Source organism: Amycolatopsis sp. NPDC051372 (assembly GCF_040682095.1).
Classification (GTDB): domain Bacteria; phylum Actinomycetota; class Actinomycetes; order Mycobacteriales; family Pseudonocardiaceae; genus Amycolatopsis.
Genome location: NZ_JBFBAF010000020.1, coordinates 114,522 through 134,723, shown reverse-complemented (window position 1 = coordinate 134,723; position 20,202 = coordinate 114,522). Strand labels below are relative to the sequence as shown.

The 20,202-nt window shown below is 71.4% G+C and carries 20 protein-coding genes; 12 read left to right on the top strand and 8 right to left on the bottom strand.

The features are described 5' to 3' along the window. Positions 1 to 8 precede the first annotated feature (8 nt). The 4 genes from AB0M56_RS28635 to AB0M56_RS28620 form a co-directional block, all read right to left on the bottom strand. A complete protein-coding gene (locus tag AB0M56_RS28635; RefSeq protein WP_285973110.1) occupies positions 9 to 866 on the bottom strand; it encodes a transporter substrate-binding domain-containing protein in 858 nt (285 codons plus the stop codon). Continuing rightward, on the bottom strand, positions 863 to 1,690 hold the full coding sequence (locus AB0M56_RS28630) for a creatininase family protein (protein ID WP_364181255.1): 828 nt from the start codon (positions 1,688 to 1,690) through the stop codon (positions 863 to 865). Before AB0M56_RS28630 ends, AB0M56_RS28635 begins: the two co-directional genes overlap by 4 nt. Before the next feature lie 14 nt (positions 1,691 to 1,704). Continuing rightward, positions 1,705 to 2,391 (bottom strand): FCD domain-containing protein, encoded by a 687-nt coding sequence (locus AB0M56_RS28625; protein ID WP_364181252.1) that lies wholly within the window; start codon positions 2,389 to 2,391, stop codon positions 1,705 to 1,707. Positions 2,392 to 2,513: 122 nt separating this feature from the next. Continuing rightward, a complete protein-coding gene (locus AB0M56_RS28620) occupies positions 2,514 to 3,341 on the bottom strand; it encodes a LysR family transcriptional regulator (protein WP_364181249.1) in 828 nt (275 codons plus the stop codon). A gap of 123 nt (positions 3,342 to 3,464) precedes the next feature. On the opposite strand from AB0M56_RS28620, the gene AB0M56_RS28615 reads away from it, so the two are divergent. The 3 genes from AB0M56_RS28615 (at position 3,465) to AB0M56_RS28605 (ending at position 5,296) form a co-directional block, all read left to right on the top strand. Then, entirely contained in the window at positions 3,465 to 3,878 is a 414-nt protein-coding gene (locus tag AB0M56_RS28615; protein ID WP_364181426.1) for a nuclear transport factor 2 family protein, read from the top strand. Next, on the top strand, positions 3,875 to 4,792 hold the full coding sequence (locus AB0M56_RS28610) for an NADP-dependent oxidoreductase (protein WP_364181247.1): 918 nt from the start codon (positions 3,875 to 3,877) through the stop codon (positions 4,790 to 4,792). The genes AB0M56_RS28615 and AB0M56_RS28610 overlap by 4 nt, the downstream gene beginning before the upstream one ends. A gap of 102 nt (positions 4,793 to 4,894) precedes the next feature. Further along, on the top strand, positions 4,895 to 5,296 hold the full coding sequence (locus AB0M56_RS28605) for a hypothetical protein (RefSeq protein ID WP_364181244.1): 402 nt from the start codon (positions 4,895 to 4,897) through the stop codon (positions 5,294 to 5,296). Positions 5,297 to 5,300: 4 nt separating this feature from the next. Here AB0M56_RS28605 and AB0M56_RS28600 read toward each other — a convergent pair whose 3' ends face one another. Beyond that, positions 5,301 to 5,771 carry a GNAT family N-acetyltransferase gene (locus tag AB0M56_RS28600; protein WP_364181241.1) on the bottom strand — a complete coding sequence of 157 codons (471 nt, stop codon included), beginning with the start codon at positions 5,769 to 5,771 and terminating at the stop codon, positions 5,301 to 5,303. Positions 5,772 to 5,871: 100 nt separating this feature from the next. Between AB0M56_RS28600 and AB0M56_RS28595 the strand changes: the two genes are divergently transcribed. Together AB0M56_RS28595 and AB0M56_RS28590 are read left to right on the top strand one after the other, a co-directional pair. Further along, a complete protein-coding gene (locus tag AB0M56_RS28595; protein ID WP_364181238.1) occupies positions 5,872 to 7,593 on the top strand; it encodes a DUF6461 domain-containing protein in 1,722 nt (573 codons plus the stop codon). 45 nt (positions 7,594 to 7,638) lie between these two features. Beyond that, the gene (locus tag AB0M56_RS28590; protein WP_364181235.1) at positions 7,639 to 8,583 is read left to right on the top strand and encodes a LysR family transcriptional regulator; all 945 of its coding nucleotides are present in this window, start codon (positions 7,639 to 7,641) and stop codon (positions 8,581 to 8,583) included. Here AB0M56_RS28590 and AB0M56_RS28585 read toward each other — a convergent pair. After that, entirely contained in the window at positions 8,561 to 9,289 is a 729-nt protein-coding gene (locus AB0M56_RS28585; RefSeq protein ID WP_364181232.1) for a VOC family protein, read from the bottom strand. The genes AB0M56_RS28590 and AB0M56_RS28585 overlap by 23 nt on opposite strands. Before the next feature lie 116 nt (positions 9,290 to 9,405). Here AB0M56_RS28585 and AB0M56_RS28580 point away from each other — a divergent pair, with 116 nt between their 5' ends. From AB0M56_RS28580 to AB0M56_RS28570, 3 genes are all read left to right on the top strand, one after another. Continuing rightward, positions 9,406 to 9,885, top strand: coding sequence for an SRPBCC family protein (locus tag AB0M56_RS28580; protein ID WP_364181229.1), 480 nt, complete (start codon positions 9,406 to 9,408; stop codon positions 9,883 to 9,885). A 101-nt stretch (positions 9,886 to 9,986) separates the two neighbouring features. Continuing rightward, positions 9,987 to 10,691 carry a GNAT family N-acetyltransferase gene (locus tag AB0M56_RS28575; protein WP_364181226.1) on the top strand — a complete coding sequence of 235 codons (705 nt, stop codon included), beginning with the start codon at positions 9,987 to 9,989 and terminating at the stop codon, positions 10,689 to 10,691. 84 nt (positions 10,692 to 10,775) lie between these two features. Further along, the gene (locus tag AB0M56_RS28570; RefSeq protein ID WP_364181223.1) at positions 10,776 to 11,255 is read left to right on the top strand and encodes a hypothetical protein; all 480 of its coding nucleotides are present in this window, start codon (positions 10,776 to 10,778) and stop codon (positions 11,253 to 11,255) included. Here the strand turns inward: AB0M56_RS28570 and AB0M56_RS28565 are convergent. Together AB0M56_RS28565 and AB0M56_RS28560 are read right to left on the bottom strand one after the other, a co-directional pair. Next, positions 11,242 to 12,078 (bottom strand): alpha/beta hydrolase, encoded by an 837-nt coding sequence (locus AB0M56_RS28565; protein ID WP_364181221.1) that lies wholly within the window; start codon positions 12,076 to 12,078, stop codon positions 11,242 to 11,244. The genes AB0M56_RS28570 and AB0M56_RS28565 overlap by 14 nt on opposite strands. 63 nt (positions 12,079 to 12,141) lie before the next feature. Beyond that, on the bottom strand, positions 12,142 to 12,846 hold the full coding sequence (locus AB0M56_RS28560) for an SDR family oxidoreductase (RefSeq protein WP_364181218.1): 705 nt from the start codon (positions 12,844 to 12,846) through the stop codon (positions 12,142 to 12,144). A gap of 128 nt (positions 12,847 to 12,974) precedes the next feature. Here AB0M56_RS28560 and AB0M56_RS28555 point away from each other — a divergent pair, with 128 nt between their 5' ends. The 4 genes from AB0M56_RS28555 to AB0M56_RS28540 all read left to right on the top strand — a co-directional run bounded on the left by AB0M56_RS28555 (position 12,975) and on the right by AB0M56_RS28540 (position 19,733). Then, on the top strand, positions 12,975 to 13,829 hold the full coding sequence (locus tag AB0M56_RS28555) for a LysR family transcriptional regulator (protein ID WP_364181423.1): 855 nt from the start codon (positions 12,975 to 12,977) through the stop codon (positions 13,827 to 13,829). A 1,010-nt stretch (positions 13,830 to 14,839) separates the two neighbouring features. Further along, positions 14,840 to 15,133 carry a hypothetical protein gene (locus AB0M56_RS28550; RefSeq protein ID WP_364181215.1) on the top strand — a complete coding sequence of 98 codons (294 nt, stop codon included), beginning with the start codon at positions 14,840 to 14,842 and terminating at the stop codon, positions 15,131 to 15,133. 214 nt (positions 15,134 to 15,347) lie between these two features. Next, positions 15,348 to 16,256 (top strand): ribonuclease Z, encoded by a 909-nt coding sequence (locus AB0M56_RS28545; RefSeq protein WP_364181212.1) that lies wholly within the window; start codon positions 15,348 to 15,350, stop codon positions 16,254 to 16,256. Between the two features lie 87 nt (positions 16,257 to 16,343). After that, positions 16,344 to 19,733 (top strand): TM0106 family RecB-like putative nuclease, encoded by a 3,390-nt coding sequence (locus AB0M56_RS28540; RefSeq protein ID WP_364181209.1) that lies wholly within the window; start codon positions 16,344 to 16,346, stop codon positions 19,731 to 19,733. Positions 19,734 to 20,202: the final 469 nt, after the last annotated feature.

Sequence of the window (20,202 nt, the reverse complement as noted above, 5' to 3'; positions counted from 1 at the left end):
CTGTCCTTTCAGGACCCGTCGGCGGCGGTGACGCCGGGGCGCTGCTGCATGCCAGGGTAGGCCTTGAGCATGTCCGACGGGATCGCGACGCCCTTGGGGTTCCACTTGTCGAACAGCTTCGTGTACGTGCCGTCGGCGATCACGGCCTTGAGCGCGTCGTCGAGCGCTTTCTTCAGCTCGGGCTTGTCCTTGGCCACGGGGAACGCGGTCATGCCGCTGGTGATCGCCGGCGAGGCCTGGTAGTCCGGGTGCTTCTCCAGGAGGTCGTTCGTGGTCGCGACGCCGGTGAACAGCCCGTCGACCTGGCCGGCCGTGAGCGCGTTGGAGCTGGCCGCGATGTTCGGGAACTCCTTGACCGTCACGGTCGGCACGCGCTTCTTCACGAGCGGGATCAGCTCGCTGCCGCGGGTGATCGCGATGGTCTTGCCGCCTGAGGCGTCCACAGTGGCCAGTGGCGCGCTCTTGCGGGAGATCAGCTGCGCCTGCCCGTAGTTCACCGCGGTGGTGAAGTCGGTGACCTCCTGGCGCGGCGGCGTGACGAGCGTGCCGAACGCGGCGGAGTCGTACTTGTGGTTGCGGATGTTGGGCAGCATGCTCGCGAAGTCGGTCGCCGTGTAGTCGGCGGTCAAGTTCATCTTCTGCGCCATCGCCTGAGTGAGCTCGATGAGGAAGCCGGCGGGCTTGCCGCCGTCGATGAACGACGTCGGCTTGTCGTCGGAGCGGAAGGCGAAGTGGACCTTGCCGGGCGTGGCGGTGCCGAGCGGGTTGGCGGCCTGGTCGTCGCTGCCACCGCAGGCGGTCAGCGTGAGGCCGGCCGCGAGCACGAGGGTGGCCACTCCGAGACGGCGTCGGGTCGGGGCGGTCATGGCGTCTCCTGGGGAATGCTGGTGAGGGTGGGGGCGGACTGGCGTTCCGGCAGGTCGAGGAACTCCTGCAGGAAGCCGCTGATGCGCTCGACGGTGGCTTCCACCAGCCGAGCACCGATCTCGACGGACGACTTGGTGGCGTCGCCGAGCGTGCCAGTCTTGCTCAGGTCGTGATAGGACTGTGGAAAGTGGATCCCCGGCCGCGAGCGGCTGAGCTTGCCCGCCTGGTCGAGGTCGTCGAAGGTGGAGCTGCCGGGGGTGAGCCGCTCGGGGAGCACGAGGTCCGGGTCGGCGAACATCGCCTGCGAGGTCTCGATTTCGCTGGAGTGGCCGCCGATGCGGCTTTCGGACAGCTTGGACACGAGGTCCGAGACCACGGGTGTGATCCCGCTCCACGCGATGTGCAGGTCGGGCAGGTCGGTGCGCAGCCGCGTGACGGCGACCTCGACCGTGGCGTTGTTGCCGCCGTGGCCGGTGAGCACGTAGACCTTGCGCCAGCCGTGGCGGTGCAGGCTGGTGACGAGTTCCACGATCACCTGCTGCAGCGTGATCGGCGACAGCGTGAGCGTGCCGGGGAAGGCCATGTGGTGCTCGGAGACCCCGACGGGGATCACCGGCGTCACCACGACCTTCGGTGAAAGGTGTTGCGCCACAAGGTCTGCGACGACTTCGGCCCGGGTGGTGTCGGTGCGCTGCGCGAGCCCGTGGCCGTGCTGCTCGGTGGCTCCGAGCGGCACGATCGCCACGGGGGCGTGCGGGCGCAGGTCGTCGATCTCGGGCCAGGTGAGGTCGGCGAGGCGGTGTGAACGTGGTGCGATCGGCATGGTGTCTTTCCCGGTCATTCGGCCCGCCCGAGCTGGCGGGCCACTTCGGTGCGGAGTTGTTCGAGGTGGTGGCGGGTGTGTTCCTCCGCGGCGGCCGCGTCGCCGGAGCGCACGGCGTCGAAGATGGCGAGGTGCTCCTCGTAGTCGCGCCGGCGGTCCTCGATGAGGGCACGCAGGGCTTTCTGCTCCCGGCCACGCGCGGCGAGCAGTGAATCGACGACCTCGAAGAGCACCTGGTTGCCCGAACCGCCGGCGAGCTCGCGGTGGAAGTTCAGGTGCGGCCGGTGGTCGGTCTTGTCGCGCTTGGCCGTGTCGAGCGCGAGCTCCAGGCGCTGCAGGCTTTCCTCGCTGCGGTTGAGGGCGGTCAGCGCCGCGATGCCGGGCTCGATCGTGAGCCTGGCGTCGACGAGCTGGAGGATCAGCTCGTCCTTCATCGGCGCGGAGTTCGGGTTCGGCATGAGCGTGCGGTGGATGCCGTCGCCCACGTAGATGCCCGAGCCGTGGCGCATGCGCACCGCGTCGGTGGTCTGCAGCCGGCGCAGCGCTTCCCGGATCGTCGGCGTGGTCACGGAAAACCGCTCGGCCAGCACGCGCACGGTCGGCAGGCTGTCGCCCGGCGCCAGTCGCTCGTCGGCGATCAGCTCCAGCAGCCCGTCCACGAGCTGTTCGGACAGCCCGTGTTTCGGGTGCGCTTCGGTCATCGGTGACTCCGTTCTGCGAGTGAATTGACTAAATCACTTGCTCAATTTGAAGTCAAGGATTTCGCGACGAACGTGCATAAGCGCAGGTCCGGAGGATGTGGGGTGATCTTCGGCGGTGCGGGCTACGCGGTGCCAGCGGTGGCGAGGCGGCGCGCGGCGACGTCTTTCGCGGTGCGCTCGAAGGCCTTCAGATCCGGCGTCGGGGTGCCCGCGGCGCGGCCCAGAACCAGCGTGGTGCCGGCCTGCCCGACGACCGGAACGGCCACCACGGCGTCGCCGATCCGGCTCGCGGCGCTCTCGCCGACGACCACCACGAGCTGGCCGAGCGCGACGCGGTCGACGATCTCGTCGAGTGACACCGGCGGGCACGTCGCGCGGTAGGCGTCGACCCGGCGCAGCTCCTCGATGGGGACGGCCGCGCGTGTCGCGAGCGGGTGGGACACGGGCAGGAGCGCGACCGGCGACTCGACGGCCAGCTCCGTGGTCGTGAGCCCGGTGGCGTCGGCGGACGCGCAGAGCAGGGCGATGTCGGCGGCTCCTTCGCGCAGCGCCTGGGTCTGGTCGGTGGTGAACAGCAGCTCGACCGGCGCGGCGGCGGGGCGATGCGCGTAGGCCTCGAGCAGGTCGGACAGCAGCCCCGCGCCGGTGCCGGAGCGGACGGCGACCACGAGCCGCGCCGGTCGGGCCGCGCGCTGGGCTCGCCGCACCGCGGTGTCCACAGCGGCCAGCGCCGCGCGGCTTTCGGCGAGGAAGACGTTGCCGGCTTCGGTGAGGGAGACGCGGCGGCTCGTGCGGTCGAACAGCCGCACGCCGATGCGCCGCTCGAGGCGGGCGATCGCGCGTGACAGCGGCGGCGCCGCGATGCCGAGCCGCTCGGCGGCGCGGGCGAAGTGCAGCTCCTCGGCCACCGCGACGAAGTAGGCCAGCTCGCGCGTCTCCAGGCGATCCATACCTCCAGGGTAATGATCGTCGCCCGGACCGTCATCGTTCCGCGGGTCACCTGGGGGTTCCCTGGAGCCGTTCCCCCAGAGAAAGGCCATTTCCGTGAGTGACGAACGCGCGGTCAGGAAGTCCTGGCCCGCTATGTCCGAGCGACCGACCGGCGAGACGGCGCCGCGCAGGGCGCACTGTTCACCGACGACGCCGAGGTCCGGATCCACGTCCGGACCGGGCCTGGCACATACGAGCCTGTCGGCGAACCGCTGATCGGCGGCGCTGGGGTGCGGTTTGCGGTGGAGCAGTTCATGCCGCCGCACCCCGAAGGCGGCACCGGGCACCACGTGACGTCGGACCATTTGATCGAGGTCGACGGCGAGCGCGCGCACCTGTCGGCGCAGTTCGTGGTGTTCGAGACGCTGCCCGAGCACGTTGTGCGGCCGATCGAGTCCGGCTACTACGACACCGACCTGCGCCGCGTCGGCGGCGAGTGGAAGATCTCGCGCCACGACGTGCTGAACGACTTCCTCCCGGCGGGGCTGCGGTCGTGAAAGCCGTGGTGCACCACCGGTTCGGTGGTCCGGAGGTGCTGGAGCTCGTCGAGCTGCCCGATCCGAAGATGAACCTCGACGGGGTGCTGGTGCGGGTGAAGGCGGCGGCCTTGAACCCCGCGGATCTCGGCCTGCAGGCGGGCGCGCTGGCCGAGGTCCAGGAGACGTACTTTCCCGCGGTGCCGGGGTGGGACGTCGCCGGCGTGGTGGAACGCGCAGGGCCGGCGGCGCCCGAGTTCTCGCCGGGCGACGAGGTGATCGGGTTCATCCGCGGCGAGGTCGCACACCGCAACGGCGGGTATGCGGAGAAGGTGGCCGTCGACGTGCGAACGTTGGTGCGCAAGCCTTCTCGGCTGTCGTGGGCCGAGGCGGCCGGGTTGCCGCTCGGTGGGCTGACGGCGTTGCAGGCGGTTCGGGCTCTCGGATTGTCCTCGGGTGAGACGTTGCTGGTGCACGCGGCCGCAGGTGGCGTGGGTTCGCTCGCGGTGCAGCTGGCGGTTTCGCGTGGGGTGCGGGTGATCGGGACGGCTTCGGAGGCCAATCACGAGTACCTGCGGTCACTGGGCGCGTTGCCGGTTTCTTATGGTTCCGGTCTTGCTTCGCGGGTTCGTGCGTTGGTTCCAGCTGGCGTCGACGCGGCGCTCGACACTGTCGGCCGGGGTGCACTTTCGTCCACTCCGGACTTGGCGGCTCCGGGCGTGCGGGTGGCGTCGATTGTGGAGTTTTCCTTCCCCGGAGCGGTTCCGGTGTTCGCGCGCCTCGACCAGCGGGACCTGCTGACGCTGGTCGAACTGGCCGAGGCGGGCACAGTCTCGGTGCGCGTGGCGCGGACTTTCCCGCTGGCACAGGCGGCTGACGCGCAGCGGTTGCTGGCGGAGGGTCATGTGCCGGGGAAGGTTGTGCTGGTGCCTTAGCTTGCGATGAGCTGTTCGGGGATCGTCCATAAGGGACTCCCGACTCCCGGCTTCGGGGTCGAGGGCTTCGGGTGCGACGCCGGAACGTGGCGGGGTGTTGTCGTGGGCCGGGTCGAATGGTTTGGCTTCGGTGCTTCGGTGCTTCGGTGCTTCGGTGCTTCGGTGTGGCTCGGGTGGGGCCATGATGCCGGCGTTGTTGACGAGGATGTGGAGGACGGCCCGGCGCCCGACGAGATCGATGCCGTCGAGCAGCTCGGCGGCGGTGGAGTCCCGTGTGAACGGGGTGGTGATGGGCATTGCTGGTTCCGGGGCTCCGGCGCGGGGTGCGGGAGCGGGCAGATCTGGTCGGTTCCCCTGACGCGTAACGGGTTCACCTACGTCACCGGACCGTGTGGACGGTGGAACAACACCGCGGGACACCGGCCGGCGGAGACGTTCTCGGTGGCGCTGGCCGACGTGCGCGGGTTGCGGATCCGGTTGGCGGCGCACCTGCACACGGGGTGAGCGATCACGTCCGGCGCTTGACCAGGAAAACCGCGTGCCGGATGTGGCCCTCGACCGGGCCGGGCTGGTCGGTCAACCGGTATCCGGCCCGCTCGTACATCGCGATGTTGCGCTTGCTCGCGGCGCCCGTGAAGAGCTCGAAGCGGGCCGCCGACGCGGGCGCCTGGCTCTCCACGTGCTCCAGCAGCCGCCGGCCCAGGCCGCGGCCGGCGAGGTCGGGCGCGACCATCAGGCGGCCGACCTCCCAGGCGCCGTCCTCGAGCCGCCCGCGCACGGAACCCACCAGGCGCGGGCCCTGCCGCAGCACCCACACCCGCCAGGTACGGATCCCCTCGCGGACCTCGTCGAGGGTCTCGTGCAGCGCGGGGATCTCCAGGGTGTTGTTGAGCAGGGCTTCCTGCACCCAGCAGCACCGTTGCAGCACGAGCAATTCGGCGGCGTCGTCGGCGGTCGCTTCGAGGAGGCTGAGGTCCACGATGCCTGTTTAGCGGTCGGGAGGCCGGCGGCGCAATCGAGTTCAGCCGGATTCGAGAAAGAAGCCTCTCCACGAACTGTTCTCGGGCAGGATGGGCGCCATGGGGCACAACGATTCCGACCGCACGGCCGTGGCAGCTCACCGAGACGAGGTAGAGCCGGCTTTGGTCCAGGCCATCGTCGAGCGGGCGCCGCAGGTGGCGGCCGCGGTTCCGGCGACGGCGGCGGCCGCGCTCGGCCGGTGGCGTGGAGGGCAGGAACACCGCGCACGGGCTGGAACCGCGGAACCCGATGTGATCCGCACGCTGCGGGAGCTGCCGGGCTGGCTGGTGGAACGTTTGCACGGGGCGTTGGAGCTCACCGTGCGCTCGTTGCCGCCCGTGGTGGGGGCCGCGGCGGGGCTGGGTGGCGGTGTCGCCGGGACGTTCGCCTTCGCGTCCTTGACCACCGAGGCCGAAGCGTTGCGCGAAGCCCGCTCCTTCGAAGCTCGTCGGCAGGGTGCGGCCGAGGTGATCGCCGGCCTGGTGTCGCGGCTGGTCGGGGAGGAGGCCATCGCGGGGTTGCTGGGTGCCGATGCGGTGGGAGACGAAGAGGCAGCCGCCGCGGCGCACGGGGCGGCGTATCTCGCGGTGGCCGTGGTGACGGCGGCCGCGGTGCTGGGTGACGCGGGGTGCGACAAGGTCGCGGCGCAGGTCGGGCTCGGGTTGGGCGTGGCGTCGGTTCTCCTGCGGCGCCGGAGCATGCCGGTGGTGTACGAGGAACCGGTACTTGCCAAGAAACGCGTCGAGTACCGGTTGCCGGCCTTCGGCTCCATGCAAGTGGCGGTGCGCGAGCACGTGTTCGCGCTGGCCGAGGGGCCGCTCCCCGAGCCTGGGGAATTCGCCGACAACGGGCTGGTCGAAGTCGTCGAAGGCGCGGTGCTCGTGCGGACCAGGCGGGAAGCCGGGGTACAGGAAGTCCGGATGCGGGTGCTCGCCGAACCGCCGGCGAAGATCGACACGCAGGGCTGGCACGAGGTCGTCGAGGTCAGCTGGCCGGCTCGCCTCGGCGACGCGACCTTCGTGGGACCGAAGCACTACAACCACCGCCGGATCGCGACGCCGCCGTGGCCGGGTGACTTGCGGGTGCGGGTGTTCGCGTACGGCCGCGACGATGTCGAGACCGAGTCCTACGAGCTGGTCGTCTGGGAAGCGCCGCCGGCGCCGACTGTGGTCCACGCGCGAGCCGACCGGCTGGGCCACCGGCTGCGCGGCGAGCCGGAGCCCGCGGTGGCCGACCTGCCCGAGGCGGCGTATCGGTGGATCTGCCAGAGCGCGCTGTCGGAGGCGGCCACGGTGACCGTTGTCGTCGGGTTGACGCTGCGGGAGGTGTTGCAGGCGTTCGGCGCGGACATCCAGGAGCCGGAACCGATCGAAGACCTGCTCGACTCCGACCTCGAGTTCGGCCCGTGGGTGACAGTGTCCGAAGTGGACGGATTCGTGCTGGCCGTCGAGGAGAACGGCGTTCGCGGCGCGCAGCGTGAGGTGCTGGCCGAACTGTCGCGAGGCGGTCGCGCCGCGAGCATGTTCTGGAACGTCAACGCCGTCACGCGGCTTTCCTTCGCTCGCGACGGCGAACTCCTCGCTTCGGACGAACTCGGCCGGCCGCTGGGCGCCGATCCGGAAGTGACCGCTGCCGTCGAGGGGCTGGACTTCGACGACTGGCGGGACCGTTATGCGAAGGGCCTGGTGGCCGTCGAGCGGTTCACCGGTCGGGGACTCACGGTGGACGACCTGGACGAGATCGAGGATGCCGGCATGGGTTATCCCTTGGCGGACCGGTGACGGCCGGACGGGTCACGCCGCCGGGGTGAGGCGACACTGGAGGCCATGAACTTCGAAGCACTCCGTGCCTTCGTCGCGGTCGCGGAGGAGGGGCAGTTCCGGCTGGCGGCCGGGCGGCTGGGGATCAGCCAGCAGGCCGTGTCGAAGCGGGTGGCGGGGCTCGAGGGCGAGCTGGGTGTCGCGCTGTTCGAGCGGGTCGCGGCGGGGGCGTCGCTGACGGTGGACGGGCGGACGTTCCTGCCGCGCGCGAAGGCGGTGCTGAGCGCGGTCGCCGACGCGGTGGAGTCGGTGCAGCGGGAGACGCGGCCGTTGCGCGTGGACGTGCTGGGGCGGCGGCTGGCGGCCGCCGAGCTGTTCCGGGAGTTCCACCGCGAGCACCGCGAGGTGCCGATGGAGATGCTCACTTCCAGCGGCGCGGCCGAGACGTTGCGGGAGCTGCGCGCGGGCGCGGTCGATGCCGGGTTCACGTACCTGCGCGAGCCGCCGGACGGGCTGAAGCACGTGTACGCGTACCTAGAGCCGTTGCAGATCGTGGTCGGGCCGGGGCATCCGCTGGCCGGGCGGCGGGAGGTGCGCCTGGCCGAGGTCGCCGAGCATCGCGCGTGGGTGCCCGGCATCCGGCGCGGCAGTGAGTGGGAGGGCTTCTACGCGGAGCTGTCGGCGGAGTTCGGCGTGGACGTCGACCCGGACGGGCCGAACTTCGGGCTCGAAGCGCTGCTCGACACGCTGGCGGAGTCGCGCACCCTGTTCACGTTCGTCGGCGAGAAGATCCGCGTCGCGTGGCCCGAGCGGCACGATCTGCAGCGCATTCCAGTGGTCGATCCGGTGCCGTGTTACCCGTGGTCACTGGTGTGGCGCCCGGGGACCGGTCATCGTGGGCTGGCCGAGCTGGTGGCGTTCGTGCGGCAGGGGTGGGCGAGTCCGGCCGGCGCGAGCTGGGTGCCGGAGCACGTGCGCCGCGAGCTGGTCAGGGGGGCGCGATCATCGTGAAGCCGGTGCCGAACGGATCCGTCACGGTCGCCATCCGCCCGTACGGCGTCCCCGCCACTGAAGCGACTGTGCCGCCTGCGTCGCGAACCTTGGTGGCCGAGGTGTCGGCGTCGGCGACTTCGAAGGTGGTGGCCCAGGCCGAGGCCGGGGCGTCGCGGAGGTTGAAAATGCCGCCGACCTCGTGGCCGTCGGGGCGGCGCAGGAAGGTGAAGTCGGCCTCGGGCAGGTCGTCGTTGCCGTCGAGCGTGAAGCCGAAGACGGTGCAGTAGAACTTGCGCGCGTCGGCCGCGGCGGGGGTGACGAGATCGTTGCGCACCAGGGTGTCGGGCTCGTTGACCAGGCGGGCGCCGGGGAACGCGTGGCCCTCCCACAGACCGAAGAGGGCGCCGGACGGGTCCACGGCGAGGGTGGCGCGGCCGCGATCCCCGACGTCGTGCGGTTCGCGCCGCAGCGTTCCGCCGGCCGCGGCGACGGCTTCGGCGGTGCCGGCGCAGTCGTCCGTCGCGAGGTGGACCTGCCAGCCGGGTGTGGGGTCGGCCGCGTGGTGCAGGCCGGCGACGGGGAGGCCGCGCACGAGGCAATCGCCGCCGTCGAAGTCCCAGCCGAAGACGGCGCCGTAGAAGGCCCGCGCGCGGTCGAGGTCGGGCACGGCCAGGTCGATCCAGGTCGACGTGCCGAGCGGCTGATTGGTCTCGACGGGGCTCATCGGAATCCTTTCGACGTCGTGGTGTCCGAACGGTAGAACCCCATCCGGCCAGTTTCCGGCCTGATTTGCCCGGTTCGCGGCTAGCCTGTCGTCCTCGAAGCGGAAGGAGTCCCCTCATGGCAGAGCTGGTGCGCACCGACAGCGGGGTCGACCTCGTGTTGCGCCGCACGTTCGCGACGTCGCCCGAAGAAGTGTGGGCTGACGTGACGCAGCCGCACCGCACGGCGCTGTGGTTCGGACCGTGGGAAGGCGAAGGCGCACCCGGGAAAACGGTCCGCGTGCGGATGGTGTTCGAGGAGGGCAAGCCGTGGATCGACATGCGCGTCGACGCGTGTGAGGCACCGCGGCGGCTGGCGTTGCTGGGCATGGAGGACGCCGGCGGGTGGCCGATGGAGCTGCTCGTGTCCGAAGTGGAGGACGGGACGGAGCTGCGCCTGGTGCACCACCTGACGAGCACCGACGGCATCGGCGAGATCGGGCCCGGCTGGGAGTACTACCTCGACCTGCTGGTCGCCGCGCGCGACGACACCGCCCGCCCGTCGTTCGACGACTACTACCCGGCGCTGAAGGAGTCGTTCGAGGCGCTGCGGGAATAACGCTGCGGGAATAATTTCGGGGCGGGCGGACTCAGATGGTGGGGACGGGTGGCAGATCGCCGGGCCGCCGTCGCACTCTGGAATGTCGCTCAGTCTAGGAAATGGCAGGCAGGATGAGCTCGTCGCCGCTCGACAACCCGGTGTGGGCAGCGCTGACCGGACCGCACGCGCACTTGGCCGAGCAGAAGGGCCAGGTCCTGCGCTACCCAGCGGACGTCGCGCCGTTCGTGGCCCTGCCGGATCAGCCGGACGAGCACGTCTGGCGTGACGTCGGCGACCTCGCCGGGCCCGGAGCCACGGCCGTGATCGCCGGCGCGACGGGTCCCGCGCCCGCGGGCTGGACCGTGCTCGGGGAAACGCCGGGCGTGCAGCTCGAGGGCACCGGCCTGACGGTGGCGCCCGACGCGGAAGCCGTCCGCCTCACCGAGGCCGACGTGCCCGAGATGCTCGACCTCGTCGCCCGCACGCAGCCCGGCCCGTTCCTGCCGCGCACCATCTCACTGGGCACCTACCTGGGCATCCGCCGCGACGGCGCCCTCATCGCGATCGCCGGCGAACGCTTCCACCCGCCGGGCTGGACGGAGATCAGCGCGGTCTGCACCGACCCGGCGTTCCGCGGCCAGGGCTTGGCGGCGCGGCTGATCCGCGCGGTCGCGGCGGGCATTCGTGAGCGCGGGGAGCTGCCGTTCCTGCACGCCGCCGCGTCGAACGTCGGCGCGATCCGGCTGTACGAGCACCTGGGCTTCCGGCTGAACCGGACGTTGGTGTTCCTCGCGGTGCAGGTGCCCGAAGCGGACAAGCGCTAGTTTCCGGCGACTGGCGAGAATCCGGTGGAACACGGCGATCCAGCCGGTTCCGGGCGGTGAAACGCGAGGGCTAGCGTCAGCGCCGTGAGCAAAGTCTTCCTGTCTATCCACGTGCTGGCGGCGATCCTCGCCATCGGGCCCGTGGCCGTGGCCGCCAGTATGTTCCCCGCCGCGCTGAAGCGGGGTGATCGCTCGACGTTGGCGTTGCTGCACCGCATCTGCCGTGTGTACGCGTGGGTGTCGATCGCCGTGCCGGTGTTCGGCTTCGCCGTCGCCGGGACGATGAAGGTGACGGGCCAGACGTGGGTCCTCGTCTCGATCGCGCTGACGGCGGTGGCCGCGGTCGTGCTGCTGGTGTTCGTGCTGCCGGGTCAGCGGGCCGCGTTGGCGGGGCCCTCGGGCGACGGTGCGGTGCCGGCCGAGTCTGCTGAGTCTTCGGTGGCGACCGCGCTGGACACCCGCGTCGCCGGGCGGCTGGCCATGACGACGGGGGTGTTCAACCTGCTGTGGGCCGTGGTCACGGTGCTGATGATCGTGCGGCCGGGTTCGTCTACCGGGGTGTGAGGCACCCCAGGACGTCGGCGAGGTCCGCGGCACGCACCAACGGGCCGACGTGACTGGCGTCCAGCGAGCGGACGTCGAACGGGTAGGCCGGCGTGAGCGCGTCGGCCTCCTCGATGAACCGGTCCTGCAACGCGAGCGGCATGCTTTCGTCGCGGGTGAGCCGCACGTAGGTGTGGGGCACCCGGCCCCACGTGGCGGCGTCGGCTCGGTCGTTGCCGGCGTCGAGGGACTCGTCCGGGTCCATGCCGGCGAGGAACGACAGCAGCTCGGCGTCGGTCCCGTCGGCGAGCATCGCCTGTTTCAGGGCGGCGAGGTGGGCGGGGTCGGCGGACCGCCAATTCATGCGGATCACGCCGAGCTGTGCGGGATCGCCGACCATGACCTTCGCCGCTTCGTCCAGCGCGGCCGACGAGTACGCCGGGTTCCGCAGGTAGCCGGCGGGGGTGTCGTCCACGCAGCACCAGGCCGACACATAGACGGTCCGGTCCAGCAGCTCCGGCACGGCGTTGGCGACGCTCGTGACGGTGAGCCCGCCGCGGCTGTGCCCGACGAGGATCACGGGACCGTGGTCGTGCGCCCGCCGCACGACGTCCGTCACCGCCGCCACCACGTCGGCGTGGGTGACCCCCGCGAGTGGTGACGGCTCGGTGGCGAACGTCGCCAGGTCCTGTGCCTGGTACGCCGCCGAGAACCCAGCCGTGCCGTGGCCGGGCAGGTCGACCGCGAGCGAGCGGTGGCCGCGCAGCGCGAGCTCGCGCTGCAGCGCGGAGAAGCAGCGGCTGGTGGCGTTGGAACCGTGGACGAGGACGAAGGTGGGCGCCATCTCGGCGATTCTGCCCGAATCGGTCAGGTCGCCGTAGCGGTTTTGCTCTGTCCGCGGAGGATTTCAGGCCGCGGCGATGCTCCCTCCGCCGTCGACGCGCAGGATCTGGCCGGTGATGAACCCCGCGTCCTCGGAGAGCAGGAAGCAGATGGCGTGGGCGATCTCCGCCGGACGCCCGAGCCGGCCGACCGGCAGCTTCTCCAGGAACCGGGCTTCGCCTTCGGACCCGGCGGGCGTGCCACGACGGAACAGTTCGGTCTCCGTCGGCCCGGGCGCGACGGCGTTCACAGTGACACCGCTCTGCCCGAGCTCCGCGGCCCAGATGGCGGTGGCGGTTTCGAGCGCCGCCTTCGAGCCCGCGTACGTGGTGCGAAGCGGGGTACCGAGCGTGACCATGCTGGTGACGTTGACGATCCGGCCCCGGCCGGCAGCGAGCATTCCGGGCAGCACAGCCTGGGTCACCTGCACCGCAGTGCGGAAGTTCAGGTCGTAGGCGTGGGCGACGTCGTCGAGGTCGATCGACCCGAGCGGCGCCAGCTTGGCGAAGCCGACGTTGTTCACCACCGCGTCGACGGGACCTTCCGCGAGGACCTTGTCGAGCGTCGCGGCGGTGGCGTCGCGGTCGCCGAGGTCGACGGCGTGGAAGCTGCCGGGGAACTCGGCCGGCGCGGTGCGCGCCAGGCCGATCGGGTGGTGGCCCTCGGCGGCCAGCCGGTCGACGACCGTCCGGCCGATGCCCTTGGACGCCCCGGTGATCAGCACTCGCATGACTGGTGACTCCTCTTGTGTTACTCGGTTGCACCATGACGGTAATGTTCTGGATGAGCCGTGGGAAATGTCCTTCGCGTTATGGCGGCATGCCGCGGCGAACATGGCTGGAGGTCCTCGTGACGACGATGCAGCAGCTCAAGGTGCTCCTGGCCGTGGCCGACCACGGCGGCTTCACGGCCGCGGGCGAGCGGCTCGGCATGGCGCAGCCCGCGGTGAGCCGCTCGGTCGCCGCGCTGGAAGCCGAGCTCGGCGCACCGCTGCTCACCCGCCAGCGCACGGGCGTCACCCTCACCGAAGCCGGCGAACGCGCCGTCCGGCGAGCGCGCGAGGCCGTGCGGCAGGTCGATCTGCTGCGCGCGGAGGTCGCCGAGGTAGCCGGGCAGATCACCGGGACGCTGCGGATCGCCAGCCTGCCCACCGCCACGGGGACCCGGCTGCCGGCCGAGCTGCGGGCGTTCACCGAACGCCACCCGCTCGTCGCGGTGCGGCTGATCGAGGGCAGCGACCAGGAGGTGCGGGACTGGCTCGACCTGGGTGTCGCCGACGCCGCCGTGGTCACGCTGCCCGCGCCCGGCCTGCGGACGGTGCTGCTCGACAGCCACGAGATGTGCGCCGTGCTGCCCGCCGGTCATCGGCTGGCGGGGCGCGAGGCCGTGTCCTACGCGGATCTCGCCGAGGAGCCGTTCGTCCGCCCGACCGGCGGCTGTGCGCAGGTGTTCGCGGCGGCCGCGGAGCAAGCCGGGGTTCACCTGGAGGCGACGTTCGAGGCCCGCGAGATGTCGGCCGTGCTGGAGATGGTGCGGGCGCGGCTGGGCGTGAGCATCCTGCCGTCGGTCGGCGTGCCGCGTCTTGACGGCACCGTGCTGCGGCCCTTGGTGCCGCGCACGCCGCGGACCGTCGCTGTCGCCGTGAGCGCGAGCGCGTCGCCGGCCGCGCGGGCGTTCCTGGAGCAGCTCCAATCCGGAGCCGATCAGGGTTGAGGTCCACTGTGGAGGGTCTCCGTTCAGGCCGCCTTTAGGGGCGCTTAGGGGTCGTTGGGCGGCTTCCGGGCGGGCTCGCTTGGTGCGTCGGGGACCCGGTCGGCGTGACCTCGTCCCGCTGTGACAGACGGAAAGGCGGGCCGCCCGCGCGGACCACGCCTCCTTTCGACGGTTCCACGCGGCGCCGAAGGCTCAGGCGCGGACGGGGAACTCGTGGTGTTGGCTGCGATACATGTGTCGGCCGAACCGGCGGCCGAGGTCCGGGTGCCGCGGCCACACCGGCCGGCGCGTGCCGGCGACGAGCTGGCAAGGGATGGGCTGAGAGCCGCATCTGTGCCACGAGTTCCTGACGCGGGTACGGCTCCTTGCGGTACGGCGGACGGGTATCTGCGCACCAGACCAGCAACCTGACGCGAACACACTGCGCGACGGTCGGGCGGTGGGGCTGTCTTCTGCGATCTGGACGGCTGAACGCTCACGATGGTCCGCCCGAGGCGCACGGCATCGCGATCTTGCGAGGGTCCACCCCAACCGCTTCGCGGATCAGGAGAAGGTGACAACGCAAGTTTGCGGCTCAGCGCACGAAAAACAGCACCGAGCCGCACCTGTCTTCGCGCGCGTGTCGAAGCGAGGTGTGCTCTCCACAGGGTGGCGAGCACCGTCCACAATGGTCGATATCCGGACTGGGCCGGCAGGCGAAAGCTCCATATCTCCAGGCTACCGACCCCGCTCGAACATCCGCACGATATCGATAGGGTGAATCAAGAGCGCACGACGGACTGTCCAAATAGGTCAGCGCCGCGCGATCCGGCGGTTCTCGTCGCGGCCGGCTTCCAGGCCCGGCTTCGCGAACGATGTCGCTGAGGTGGTTCTCCACCGTGGGCTCGAGGCAAGTCGCGGTGAGGGAGAGAACGCGTGGCGAAGTACGTGATCGGGCCGGAGGTCGCGCTGCGGCCGGCCGAGGAGCAGGCCGTGGTGGGGCACCGGTTGCTGGCGCCCACGCTGATCCGTTGGCCGCGTTGTCCGCGCTCTACGCGCAGGCGCGCTGGGGCGAGCTGACGAAGAAGGACGCGGCCGTGCGGCTCGATCGCGTGAGGGCGTTGAAGATCCGGCTGCTCGGTGACCGGGTGCTGCAGGCGATCGCGTGGCAGGTCGCCGAGGAGCTCGGCTGGGCGGACACGTACGTCGCCGCATACGTGGCGTTGACGCGGTTGCACGGCGACGCGTTCGTGACGCTCGACGAGCAGCTCGCGCGCGACCTCGACGGGGTCGTACCGGTAGCGGGGTTCGCAGCACTGAGCTGAAGCCCGTCTTGAATGGCCTGGTCGTGGCCGCGGGAAGCGGCGCCGTGGCCCGGAACACTCTTCGGCCGAGTGCGCGGACTATGACGCGAAGATCGAATAACGCGGAAAGTGCCCGCTTGAATTCGCACAGCAATTTCGATCAGGACGGCCACCCGGAATGGACCGGGTGGCCGTCCGCTTTTCCCGGCCGCCGGTGATCGTCGAAGATGGCGGCATGTCACGACGTGAGCTCGTGGTGCTCGGGTCGGCGAGCCAGACGCCGACCCGGCACCGCAACCACAACGGGTACCTCCTGCGGTTCGACACCGACGGCGTGCTGTTCGACCCGGGGGAGGGCACGCAGCGGCAGATGACCCACGCCGGCGTGGCCGCCGCGGAGCTCACGCGCATCTGCATCACCCACTTCCACGGCGACCACAGCCTCGGCCTCTCCGCCGTGCTGCAGCGGCTGTCGCTCGACGCCGTGCCGCGGCCCGTGCGCTGTCACTACCCGGCCTCCGGCCAGGCGTTTTTCGAGCGCCTGCGCTATTCCACCGTCTACCACGAGCGCGCCGAGGTCGTCCCGCGGCCGGTGCTCGCCGACGGCTGGACCGACGGCCCGATGTCCGCCCACGTCCTCGACCACCGCATCGACTGCTTCGGCTACCGCTACACCGAACCGGACGGCATCCGCATGCTCCCCGACCGCCTCGCCGCCGCAGGCGTCCGAGGTCCGGACATCAGCCGGCTGCAGCGAGAGGGCTCGTTGGAGCTCGACGGCCGCACTGTTCACCTCGCCGACGTCAGCGAGCCGAAGCCAGGACAGGTTGTGGCGTTCGTCATGGACACGCGCCCGTGCGCGGGAGCCCTGGACTGCGCGCGCGACGCGGACCTGCTGGTCGCAGAGTCGACCTTCCGCGCCGCCGACGCCGACATCGCCACCCGCTACGGCCACCTCACCAGCACCGACGCCGGCCGGCTCGCCGCGGCCGCGGGCGTGCGAAAGCTCGTGCTGACCCACTTCTCGCAGCGCTACCCCTATTCGGAGGCCGACGCGTTCGGGGAGGAAGCGGCGGAGGTCTTCGACGGGGAGATCCACGTGGCGCGCGACTTCGACGTGATCCCGCTGCCCCGCCGGCGCTGACGGCTCGCCGGCCGTGACCTGGGCCGTCGGCGTGTCGGTGCCCGGGGTGGGCGGGGCGCGCCGGCGGTCGTGCCAGACTTCCGGGCGATGTACACGCCCTCCGATCTCGCCGATCTGCTCGAGTGCGAGCACCGGAGCGTCCTCACGCAGGCGCTGGCGGCGGGACTGCCCGGCGCGCCGAGGCCCGGCTCAGGACCTGACCAGCTGGCCGTGAAGCACGGGCGCGCGCACGAGGAGGCGACGCTCGGGCGGCTGCGGGCCGAACACAAGGTCGTGGAGATCGAGGAGCGGGATCCGGTCGTCGCGGCGAAGGCGACGGAGGAGGCGCTGCGCGCGGGCGCGCCCGTGGTCTACCAGGCCGTGTTCCACGACGACGAGTTCACCGGCCGCGCCGATTTCCTGCTGCGCGACGACGAAGGCCGCTACGAGGTCTACGACACCAAGCTCGCCCGGCACGCCAAGCCGTCCGCGGTGGTCCAGCTGACCGCGTACGCCGATGCGTTGCGCCGAGCCGGGTGGCCGGCTGGTCCGGACATGCACCTGCTGCTGGGCGACGGCACGACGCGCACCCTGCGCGTCGACGACTTCCTCCCGCTGCTCGACCGCCTGCGCTCGCGGCTGCGCGACCGCCCGGCCCGGCTGCCGCTGCAGCTGTGGGCCGACGAACGGCCGGCGTGCGGCGCGTGCCGCTTCGCGCAGCACTGTTCGACGGCGCGGGAGGCGGACCGCGACCTGTCGCTCGTCGCAGGCATGCGCGGAGACCAGCGGCGCAAGCTCGTGACGGCCGGGCTCGCCACGATCGACAAGCTCGCCGCCGCCGGGCCGGACGACCGGCCGCGCGACATGTCCGAGACCACCTACACCACGCTGCGCGCGCAGGCCGCGATCCAGGTGCGCCAGGACGAGACGGGCGAGCTCGCCTACGAGGTGATCGACCCCGCCGCGCTCGCCCAGCTGCCGCCGCCGAGCCCGGGCGACGTCTTTTTCGACATGGAAGGCGACCCGTACGCGTTGGCGGGCACCGGGCTCGAGTACCTGTTCGGTGCGGTGACGGCCGACCCGGACACCCCCGACGGCACCGGCGGTCAGCGGTTCACCCCGTTCTGGGCCCACTCTCGGGCGCAGGAGAAGCGCGCGTTCGAGGAGTTCGTGGACTTCGCCACCGCGCGGCTGGCCGAACACCCTGGCGCGCACGTGTACCACTACGCGCCCTACGAGGTCACCGCCATCAAGCGTCTTGCCGCCGTGCACGGCACGCGCGAGGAAGCAGTGGACGAGCTGTTGCGCAACGGCGCGCTCGTGGACCTGTATGCGGTGGTGCGCAAGGCGTTGCGGGTCGGGCAGCGGTCGTACTCGATCAAGTACCTCGAGCCGCTCTACATGCCCTCCGCCCGCGACGGCGATGTGAAGACGGCCGCGTCCAGCATCGAGGCGTACGAGGACTACCTCACGCTCACGGCGGCCGGCGAGCCGGAGCGGGCCGACGAAGTGCTGCGCGGCATCGGTGAGTACAACGAGTACGACTGCGTGTCCACCCTGCGGCTGCTGGAGTTCCTGCACCGGGTGCGCGTGGACGAGGGCATCGAGCTCGTCGAGCCGGAGCCTGAGTCCGATGTGGACGCTCTGCTGCGGGAGACCGAGGAAGACGTCGCGGCGCAACGGCGGGCGGAGCGCGCGGCCGCGATGGCGGCGCTCGTCGACCCGTTGCTCGACGGCCTGCCCGACGGCCCGGCGGAGTTCACCCCGGACGACCACGCCCGTGCGCTGCTCGCCGCCTCCGTGGGCTACCACCGGCGTGAGACGAACCCAGCGTGGTGGGAGTTCTTCCGCCAGCTGGCGGCGCCGCTCGGTGACCTGGAGATCGACACGACGTGCGCGGTGCCCGTTTCGGTGTCCGTCGGCGAGTGGGTGCCGCCGTCCGGCCGGCTGCGCACGGCGAAGCGGACGCTCGTCGTGGCGTGCGACCCGGACCGGCCGCACCCGTTCGCACCGGGCGACGACGTGCGCCTGCGCTACGGCGCCGAAGCGCGCGACGCGAAGGTGGTGGCTTCCTCGGCCGTCGAGCTGACGCTGGAGGAGAGCAGCGCGCCCGACGCGACGTCGAACGATCGCCCGGCCGCGGTGCTGCCCGGCAGCCCGGTGCGGCCGTCGCCGAAGGACGAGGCCGTGGCCGATCTCGCCCGGCTCGTCGGGGAAACCCTGCCGGTGCTGCCGAAGCACCCTGGTGTGGACCTCCTGCGCCGCACGGCGCCCCGGTTGCGGACCGGCGGCGCGTTGCCGGCCGCGGGTGAGGACCTGGTCGCGACGGTGATCGAGGCCGTCGACGCGCTCGACGGTTCCGTGCTCGCCGTGCAAGGCCCGCCGGGCGCCGGGAAGACGTACCTGGCGGGCAAGCTGATCGCGCACCTCGTGCGGTCGGGCCGGACGGTCGGGGTCACGTCCAACAGCCACAAGGCCGTGGAGAACGTGCTTTCCGCCGCGCTGGACAACGATCCTTCGCTGGCGTGCGCCAAACGCGCGAAGCGGACGCCGGACCCCTCGGTGCCGTGGGAACAGCCGAAGAACAACAACGCTCTGGTGCGCTGGCGCGAGGAACACGACACCGGGCACCTGGTGGGTGGCACAGCGTGGACGTTCGCCAACGCGGCTGTGCGCGCGGAGCCGTTCGACGTGCTCGTGATCGACGAGGCCGGCCAGTTCGCGCTGGCCGACGCACTGGCCGTGTCGACGTGCGCGAAGAACGTGGTGCTGCTGGGTGATCCGCAGCAGTTGCCGCAGGTGGTGCAGGGCACGCACCCGGCGGGCGCGGAGGCCTCGGCGCTGGGGCACCTGATCGGCGACGCCGACATCATGCCGGCGCACTTGGGCTACTTCCTCGACCAGACGCGCCGCATGCACCCGGCGGTGTGCGCGCCGGTGTCGCGGCTGTCGTACGCGGGGTTGCTGCACTCGCACCCGTCGGCGTCGCGCTCGGTCGACGGGTTCGCGTCGGGGCTGTACCTGGCGTCGGTGGAGCACCGGGGGAACACGACGCGTTCGGTCGAGGAGGCGGCCGAGGTCGTCTCGGTGATCTCGGCGCTGCACGGGCGCACGTGGGAGGGCCGTCCGCTGTCGGACGCCGACTTCCTCGTGGTGGCGCCTTACAACCTGCAGGCCCGCGTGGTCACGCGTGCGCTGGCCGACGCCGGCTTCGGCGACGTCCGCGTGGGCACGGTCGACCGGTTCCAGGGCCAGGAGGCGCCGGTGGTGGTGACGACGATGACGTCGTCCTCGGCCGTCGACCTCCCGCGCGGCCTCGACTTCCTGCTCTCGCGCAACCGGCTGAACGTCGCGCTGTCGCGGGCGCAGTCGGTGGCGGTGCTGGTGTGTTCGCCGCATCTGCTGGAGGCCGACATCCGCACGGTCGATCAGATGCGGCTGGTGTCGGGGATGCTCGGGCTGCTGCAGGACGCACTGCCCTGGCCCGGCTCCGGATAAGGGCGTGCCCCCGGTCCCGTCGCTGCGGAGGGGGAGTTCGCGCGGGCCGGGAGCGGGGGCACTGGTTCCCGCCTCGGGCGCCGCGCCGATGGGGGGATCGGCGGGTGCGGGCGGGAGCTTTCTCTTCGGGTGGCTTGCGTCGGCACGGGGGGTCGCCTCTCGGCGAGTGGCGCGACCCGGCGTCTTGCGACGGCCCGGGAAGGCAGTAGGTGAGGCCCGGGGACACCCGCCGTACCGACACTCTGTACAACGCCTGGGCGGGGCCGGTGTTCCGGATTTCCCTTGTGACGCAGGTCGCTCAGGTGATTTTCATGATCCTGATTTCATGATCCACTGTGGACGTTTGGATGCCCCCGCTCCCGCCGCGGCAGTGGGTCCGGCGACAGGAGCAGGAGCACATGAGCCCGCCCCGCGCTGCCTCGGGGCAACTGCGGCGCAGCGGGGTGGGGTGGTCTGAGGAGTTGGTCGA

Bases quoted from the DNA above. Each gene is read 5' to 3' on its own strand.
- AB0M56_RS28635 (WP_285973110.1), bottom strand. From the start codon at position 866: ATGACCGCCCCGACCCGACGCCGTCTCGGAGTGGCCACCCTCGTGCTC.
- AB0M56_RS28630 (WP_364181255.1), bottom strand. From the start codon at position 1,690: ATGCCGATCGCACCACGTTCACACCGCCTCGCCGACCTCACCTGGCCC.
- AB0M56_RS28625 (WP_364181252.1), bottom strand. From the start codon at position 2,391: ATGACCGAAGCGCACCCGAAACACGGGCTGTCCGAACAGCTCGTGGAC.
- AB0M56_RS28620 (WP_364181249.1), bottom strand. From the start codon at position 3,341: ATGGATCGCCTGGAGACGCGCGAGCTGGCCTACTTCGTCGCGGTGGCC.
- AB0M56_RS28595 (WP_364181238.1), top strand. From the start codon at position 5,872: ATGGGGCACAACGATTCCGACCGCACGGCCGTGGCAGCTCACCGAGAC.
- AB0M56_RS28590 (WP_364181235.1), top strand. From the start codon at position 7,639: ATGAACTTCGAAGCACTCCGTGCCTTCGTCGCGGTCGCGGAGGAGGGG.
- AB0M56_RS28585 (WP_364181232.1), bottom strand. From the start codon at position 9,289: ATGAGCCCCGTCGAGACCAATCAGCCGCTCGGCACGTCGACCTGGATC.
- AB0M56_RS28580 (WP_364181229.1), top strand. From the start codon at position 9,406: ATGGCAGAGCTGGTGCGCACCGACAGCGGGGTCGACCTCGTGTTGCGC.
- AB0M56_RS28575 (WP_364181226.1), top strand. From the start codon at position 9,987: ATGGCAGGCAGGATGAGCTCGTCGCCGCTCGACAACCCGGTGTGGGCA.
- AB0M56_RS28565 (WP_364181221.1), bottom strand. From the start codon at position 12,078: ATGGCGCCCACCTTCGTCCTCGTCCACGGTTCCAACGCCACCAGCCGC.
- AB0M56_RS28560 (WP_364181218.1), bottom strand. From the start codon at position 12,846: ATGCGAGTGCTGATCACCGGGGCGTCCAAGGGCATCGGCCGGACGGTC.
- AB0M56_RS28555 (WP_364181423.1), top strand. From the start codon at position 12,975: ATGCAGCAGCTCAAGGTGCTCCTGGCCGTGGCCGACCACGGCGGCTTC.
- AB0M56_RS28545 (WP_364181212.1), top strand. From the start codon at position 15,348: ATGTCACGACGTGAGCTCGTGGTGCTCGGGTCGGCGAGCCAGACGCCG.
- AB0M56_RS28540 (WP_364181209.1), top strand. From the start codon at position 16,344: ATGTACACGCCCTCCGATCTCGCCGATCTGCTCGAGTGCGAGCACCGG.